This window comes from Geminocystis sp. GBBB08 (assembly GCF_016743215.1).
Classification (GTDB): domain Bacteria; phylum Cyanobacteriota; class Cyanobacteriia; order Cyanobacteriales; family Cyanobacteriaceae; genus Geminocystis.
Window position 1 is genome coordinate 1 of the sequence record NZ_VRZC01000221.1, and the last position, 5,210, is coordinate 5,210.

A 5,210-nucleotide genomic window follows, 5' to 3' on the forward strand; every position below is an offset into this window, starting at 1 on the left:
GATCGTATATCTTCAAAAGCTAAATTTAAAGTAAGTGGGCTTAAAGACTCTTCTATAGAAGGTGTTTTGACATGATCATTAAGGAGATGATTAAGAGACGCAACGGCTGTAATCATAGTGATGATTTATGGGTAATAGAAAATTGATAATTGATAGTTAAGGCGTAAAAAAAATTTACCACTTTTAAGGTTATTTCTCAAAATAAAAACACCAATTTTTAATAATTTTCCCAGAAAATAAAAGGGATTAATATAGTAATTTTTTTTTAAGAAATCACCTCAATAGTATTTTAATAACAGAATAGATATTGTTTGACAAGAAAAACTAACCCAAAATATAACAACTTTAGCAAAGTTTTAAGTTGAAAAAATGGGTTTTACTGGAGATTTAAACTTGTCAAGAACTGAAGAAAACTTTACAGTTTGATCTTTAGGTTTTAAAGTCTATATTTATATTATGATTTATCTGGACAATTTTGGTAATATATTACAAAAAATAATTTTTTAAAAAAGTATATTGTTAGTATTTTATAATAAATTGGCAAATAATGCTTTACCATCACTAAATCCTAATACTGTATCACTAGCTCTTTCAGGATGTGGCATCATACCTAAAACGTTACCTTTTTTGTTGATAATTCCTGCTATATTTTTAGATGATCCATTAGGATTGTTTTCATCGTTGATTTCTCCTTTTTTACCACAATAACGAAATAAAATTTGCCCGTTATCTTCTAACTCTTTTAAAGTGTCTTCATCAGCGTAGTAATTACCTTCACCATGGGCAATAGGAAAACAAACGACTTCTTCTGATTGATAGCCTTTTGTCCACAAGGAGTTATTATGTTCTATTCTAATGGGTATTTGATCACAAATAAAGTGTAAATTACGGTTACGAGTTAATGCACCGGGTAATAATCCTGCTTCCGTTAATACTTGAAAACCGTTACAAATCCCTAAAACTAACTTGCCTTTCTCTACGTGTTGAATAACACTTTTCATCACTGGGGAAAAACGGGCGATCGCACCACAACGAAGATAATCACCATAGCTAAAACCGCCGGGGAGAATAATAATATCTAAATCATCAATATCTGTTTCTTGATGCCATATCATGCGAGTGGTTTGGTTGAAAATACCTTCTGTCACCATCGCTATATCTCGATCACAATTTGAACCCGGAAAAACTACTACACCAAATTTCATGATAAAACCCTAGACAGTAAGTTAAATTTTCTAAAAATAAGCCAATCTTCTATTGTGCATCGACAGGGATTAAATCAAAAGAGTAATTTTCGATAACAGGATTAGCCAAAAGTTGATCACAAATTTCATGTAATTGTTTATCAGCTAATTCTTTGCTTTCTGCCGTCAAGGTTAATTCAATATATTTACCGATTCTAATATGTTCGACACCTTGATAACCTAATTGATGTAATTCTGATTTTACCGCAGTTCCAGCTGTATCTAATACAGAAGGTCTTAAAGTTACATAAACACGAGAGTTAAATTTTTGAGTCATGGATAGTTCCTAAAATGTAAAATCGAGGTACAAATAGCACTAAAAAGGATTTTAACATGAGTACAATCATTGGGATTAATGAAACAAAAAACTTCAGGAATTAAAAAATCGATGTTAATTTTTTTAAGGTTAAGTTTGCACAGATGACGAGGTATGCCAAAATAATAGAGTTGCCTTTTCGGCATATATCCTTTGTTTATGCAAATTTATTATTGAAATCTCAGCTATGAAAGTAGGCGATCACATTAAAGTACAAGAATCAGTATTAGTATATCATCATCCTGAACATAAAAAAGAAGCCTTTGATTTAAAAGGGATGGAAGGAGAATTAATAGAAATTATAACCGAATGGCAAGGAAGACCAGTTAGTGCCAATTTTCCTTATCTGGTAAAATTCGACAAAAAATTTAAAGCACATTTCCGAGAACATGAAATAAAGACAATTAGTAATTAATTTGCATCTAAGTTTATTCATAAAATAAGTAATAAGTAATAGATTCTGTCTGGCGATACACTGCCCACAGATTAAAATAAAATTTATGTAATTACTGCTTTAATAACATGAATTATTGGTTAATAAAATCTGAACCTCAAGTATATAGTATTGAAGATTTAAAACGAGAAAATACAACTATTTGGGATGGTGTGAGAAATTATCAAGCTAGAAATTTTTTAAAGCAAATGCAAAAAGGAGATTTAGCTTTTTTTTATCACTCAAATTGTAAACCTCCCGGTATTGTAGGATTACTAGAAATTGTCGAAACTAACATAATAGATCCTACTCAATTTGAGCCAAAAAGTCCTTATTTTGACGCAAAATCTAGTATTAATCAACCTCGTTGGCAAACAGTCAAAGTACAATTTAAACAAATTTTTCCAGCTTTAATCTGTTTAAATACCTTAAAAAATCGATTTTCGCCCGAAGAGTTATTAGTAGTAAAAAAAGGTAATCGTTTATCAGTAGTTCCCGTACCTGAAAATACCGCTAAAATGATTCTTAATTTATAATTTTTTTACTTCTCCCCATATTAATCAATAATTTATTCCCTATTTCCCATTTTCTTTAATTAGGGCCTGCTGTTAGGAATCAGAAGGCTATAATAATCAAGGGTTGATAAATACTACACTAACAAAAAAGTGTGCAGTTTTAGCAAGAGATTTAAACCCCTTATTTACTCAAAAACTTACATTAACTCAATAACACTACTAAGCTAAAAACTTGATTTTTGCTCATTTAAGCTGATAGCTGACTGCTAATAGCTACCCCATCACAATAAAAATACTTTTTGACACACTCCTAATTATAAATTTTTTATTATTTCCAATATCTTACCAACCATTGCCATCGACATAATGTCGTCTCGAATTTTACCTTCAACTCTCACCTTTAAACCATCTTGACGAATACTCTCTGACGGCTTATATAACTCATAAGTTTCACCACTTTCACTAACTAAAGTCCAAACACCAACACCGATGTCTTGATATTTAATTATGCCTGTTATTTTGATCATATATTTGTAAATATTGAAGAGGATATACAAATTATAGGTGATCATAACAATAACAGTAGCCCGAATTGACCCGCTTTTATCACTTCCTATCCTAGTTGAGAATGCTTGAAGTTGCACTAAATTCATCGAACTCAGTTCCCTTACTTCCGGCTTCGCTATATCTTAGGAAATTCAAGACTTGGTACTGACTACTGTCATTGATATTCACGAAAGCGTAACTTAAAATTACCGTCAACAGCTTATTTAACCTCCATTAATTCACTTTTTTCCTGCCTAAACTGAGACTTTATGGAGTTGCACCGAATATCAAACAATCTTGCTTGAAGATCTCATCCAGTTCTATTGCTCCCTTTTACGAGTTTAGGAAATATGAAACAGAAAATCAACTGCTGTTTCGGTCATCGAAAGACAGATATTGCGTATCTTTTTCAGCCTTTTCACCTCACTGTTTAAATTAAGAATTATACGAGCTGATTGGTCTATCGAAAGAAGCTTTTTACCTGCTTCTATATTTATAAGATAACAATGTTTTTTTGAAAAGGAAAGGTATTTTTACAAAACTTTACATTAATTAGCTTATTGCGGAACAATTAACTATTTTCTTAAAAATAAATAATGCTTAAACTCTTTTAATAATTTACTTATAGCTGTTTTAGTCTAAAAATCACCGTTTAATATTTTTTAATTATTTGTAGTAAATTTACCCCTTTTTCCAGTAAACAACAATGACCACTATGAGGAAGAATAGTTATTTTAGAGTGAGTAAAAATACTATTTAATCTCTCAGCTTCTTTTAGGGATGGTAATAATTGATCCTCTCTTGAAGCGACAATTAAAACATCTTTTTGATATTCATTTAATTTGTTTTGATTTAAAAAAAATTTTGCTAATAAACTGATGCGCCATGATACAATGTGGGGAGGTAATAATGCCATAACTCTGAGTAATCGTTGACGTTCCCTTAAATTCAAGGCCTCTAATTTTGCTAAAAATGGTAATAGTAATAAAGTTGAACCTCGATAAATCCAATCTGGCATTATTTGCGTAATATAAGTACCCCAATTTAACCATGGACGCTCATGAAATGCCGAGGCAGAGTTGATTAAAATTACTTTTGTAAATAAATTAGGGATTTTTTCCATTAATGTCATGGCTAAACAAGCGCCAAAAGACTCGCCACATAAGTAAATTTCTCTATCATCATGAATTTTGACTTGCTCTTGAATTAAGGTTACGAGTTGTTGGGTTAACTCCGGCCATTCAATGCCATGATTAGGGGGTATCGCCACACAACGCACATCAAAATGTTCCCAAATCTGAGTTTGATTTTTCAGGAGTTTGCCACTGCCATCCAAGCCGGGTAAATAAATAAAAAGAGGGTTTCGAGTGTTGAGAGTTTTAGAAGGTAAAAAGATCAAGGGGTTAGTTAATTTTTCAATCGGTTGACTATTTTTATTTTATCTATTACTTTTTGTAGCGTTTTTAAATATGTCTTAATTTTACATCCTCAAATTGTTAAACAAGTTATTAATGTCTGAGAGAATATTTTGTATATAACTTTTTTTTCACTAAGTAAAAATACACAAATAAACATCGACCATATTTGTCAAAAGAAGGGCTAAAGCCCTTACTACGAACTAATATATAATATTTTTTTGAGAAGTCTAATCGGTTTTATCAATGTTAACGGGCACGGATGCCTGTTTTACTAAAATGGAGTTTCAGGGGATGTTCATTAATATTCCATGACTCGATAAACTGTTGCACCGTTTTGATAGATGGTTTCGTAATAAATCCCCGCACAGTCATAATATTGAAAATCACCATCTTGAATAACAGTACATCCATCAGGGAGATAATTAACCACGACACCCACAGGTGGAGCAACCACAACGTAACTATTGTTAACGGGTTGCATATACACTCCATCAGAGTAAATATAACTGCTAGAGCCAAGGTAAACAGTATCATAATAAGGAGGAGCCGTATTCACAGTAGCACCGATAATCAATCCCGTTGTTAATCCAGCCAATCCCGCCCAAGCACCCCATCCAGGAGGGGTATAATAACCTCTGCCATACCATCCGCCACCGTACCAATTGTTATTGACAAAATCTTGGCGGTTATTTTGACGGTTTGTCATGCCGTCTTGACGGTTTCCTTGACGATCAGTTC

At 32.1% G+C, this 5,210-nt stretch carries 7 protein-coding genes; 2 read left to right on the forward strand and 5 right to left on the reverse strand.

Going from position 1 to position 5,210, the window contains the following annotated elements; translation table 11 throughout:
* Positions 1 to 527 precede the first annotated feature (527 nt).
* Together purQ and purS are read right to left on the reverse strand one after the other, a co-directional pair.
* Entirely contained in the window at positions 528 to 1,205 is a 678-nt protein-coding gene (gene purQ, locus FWJ34_RS18070) for a phosphoribosylformylglycinamidine synthase subunit PurQ (RefSeq protein ID WP_308256732.1), read from the reverse strand.
* 49 nt (positions 1,206 to 1,254) lie between these two features.
* Positions 1,255 to 1,521 (reverse strand): phosphoribosylformylglycinamidine synthase subunit PurS, encoded by a 267-nt coding sequence (purS, locus tag FWJ34_RS18075; protein WP_308256733.1) that lies wholly within the window; start codon positions 1,519 to 1,521, stop codon positions 1,255 to 1,257.
* 226 nt (positions 1,522 to 1,747) lie between these two features.
* On the opposite strand from purS, the gene FWJ34_RS18080 reads away from it, so the two are divergent.
* Both FWJ34_RS18080 and FWJ34_RS18085 read left to right on the forward strand, forming a co-directional pair.
* A complete protein-coding gene (locus tag FWJ34_RS18080) occupies positions 1,748 to 1,975 on the forward strand; it encodes a ferredoxin-thioredoxin reductase variable chain (protein WP_308256734.1) in 228 nt (75 codons plus the stop codon).
* Positions 1,976 to 2,082: 107 nt separating this feature from the next.
* Entirely contained in the window at positions 2,083 to 2,529 is a 447-nt protein-coding gene (locus FWJ34_RS18085) for an EVE domain-containing protein (RefSeq protein ID WP_308256735.1), read from the forward strand.
* 293 nt (positions 2,530 to 2,822) lie between these two features.
* On the opposite strand, the gene FWJ34_RS18090 is transcribed toward FWJ34_RS18085, so the two are convergent.
* From FWJ34_RS18090 to FWJ34_RS18100, 3 genes are all read right to left on the reverse strand, one after another.
* Positions 2,823 to 3,035, reverse strand: coding sequence for a hypothetical protein (locus FWJ34_RS18090; protein ID WP_308256736.1), 213 nt, complete (start codon positions 3,033 to 3,035; stop codon positions 2,823 to 2,825).
* 671 nt (positions 3,036 to 3,706) lie between these two features.
* Positions 3,707 to 4,453, reverse strand: a complete 747-nt coding sequence (locus FWJ34_RS18095; RefSeq protein ID WP_308256737.1) for an alpha/beta hydrolase — start codon at positions 4,451 to 4,453, stop codon at positions 3,707 to 3,709.
* A 317-nt stretch (positions 4,454 to 4,770) separates the two neighbouring features.
* Positions 4,771 to 5,210, reverse strand: a 440-nt coding sequence (locus FWJ34_RS18100) for a DUF6515 family protein (RefSeq protein ID WP_308256738.1), incomplete at its 5' end; no start/stop codon positions are given.

Excerpts from the sequence above, each read along its gene's own strand:
- purQ (WP_308256732.1), bottom strand. The coding sequence starts at position 1,205 with ATGAAATTTGGTGTAGTAGTTTTTCCGGGTTCAAATTGTGATCGAGAT.
- purS (WP_308256733.1), bottom strand. The coding sequence starts at position 1,521 with ATGACTCAAAAATTTAACTCTCGTGTTTATGTAACTTTAAGACCTTCT.
- FWJ34_RS18080 (WP_308256734.1), top strand. The coding sequence starts at position 1,748 with ATGAAAGTAGGCGATCACATTAAAGTACAAGAATCAGTATTAGTATAT.
- FWJ34_RS18085 (WP_308256735.1), top strand. The coding sequence starts at position 2,083 with ATGAATTATTGGTTAATAAAATCTGAACCTCAAGTATATAGTATTGAA.
- FWJ34_RS18090 (WP_308256736.1), bottom strand. The coding sequence starts at position 3,035 with ATGATCAAAATAACAGGCATAATTAAATATCAAGACATCGGTGTTGGT.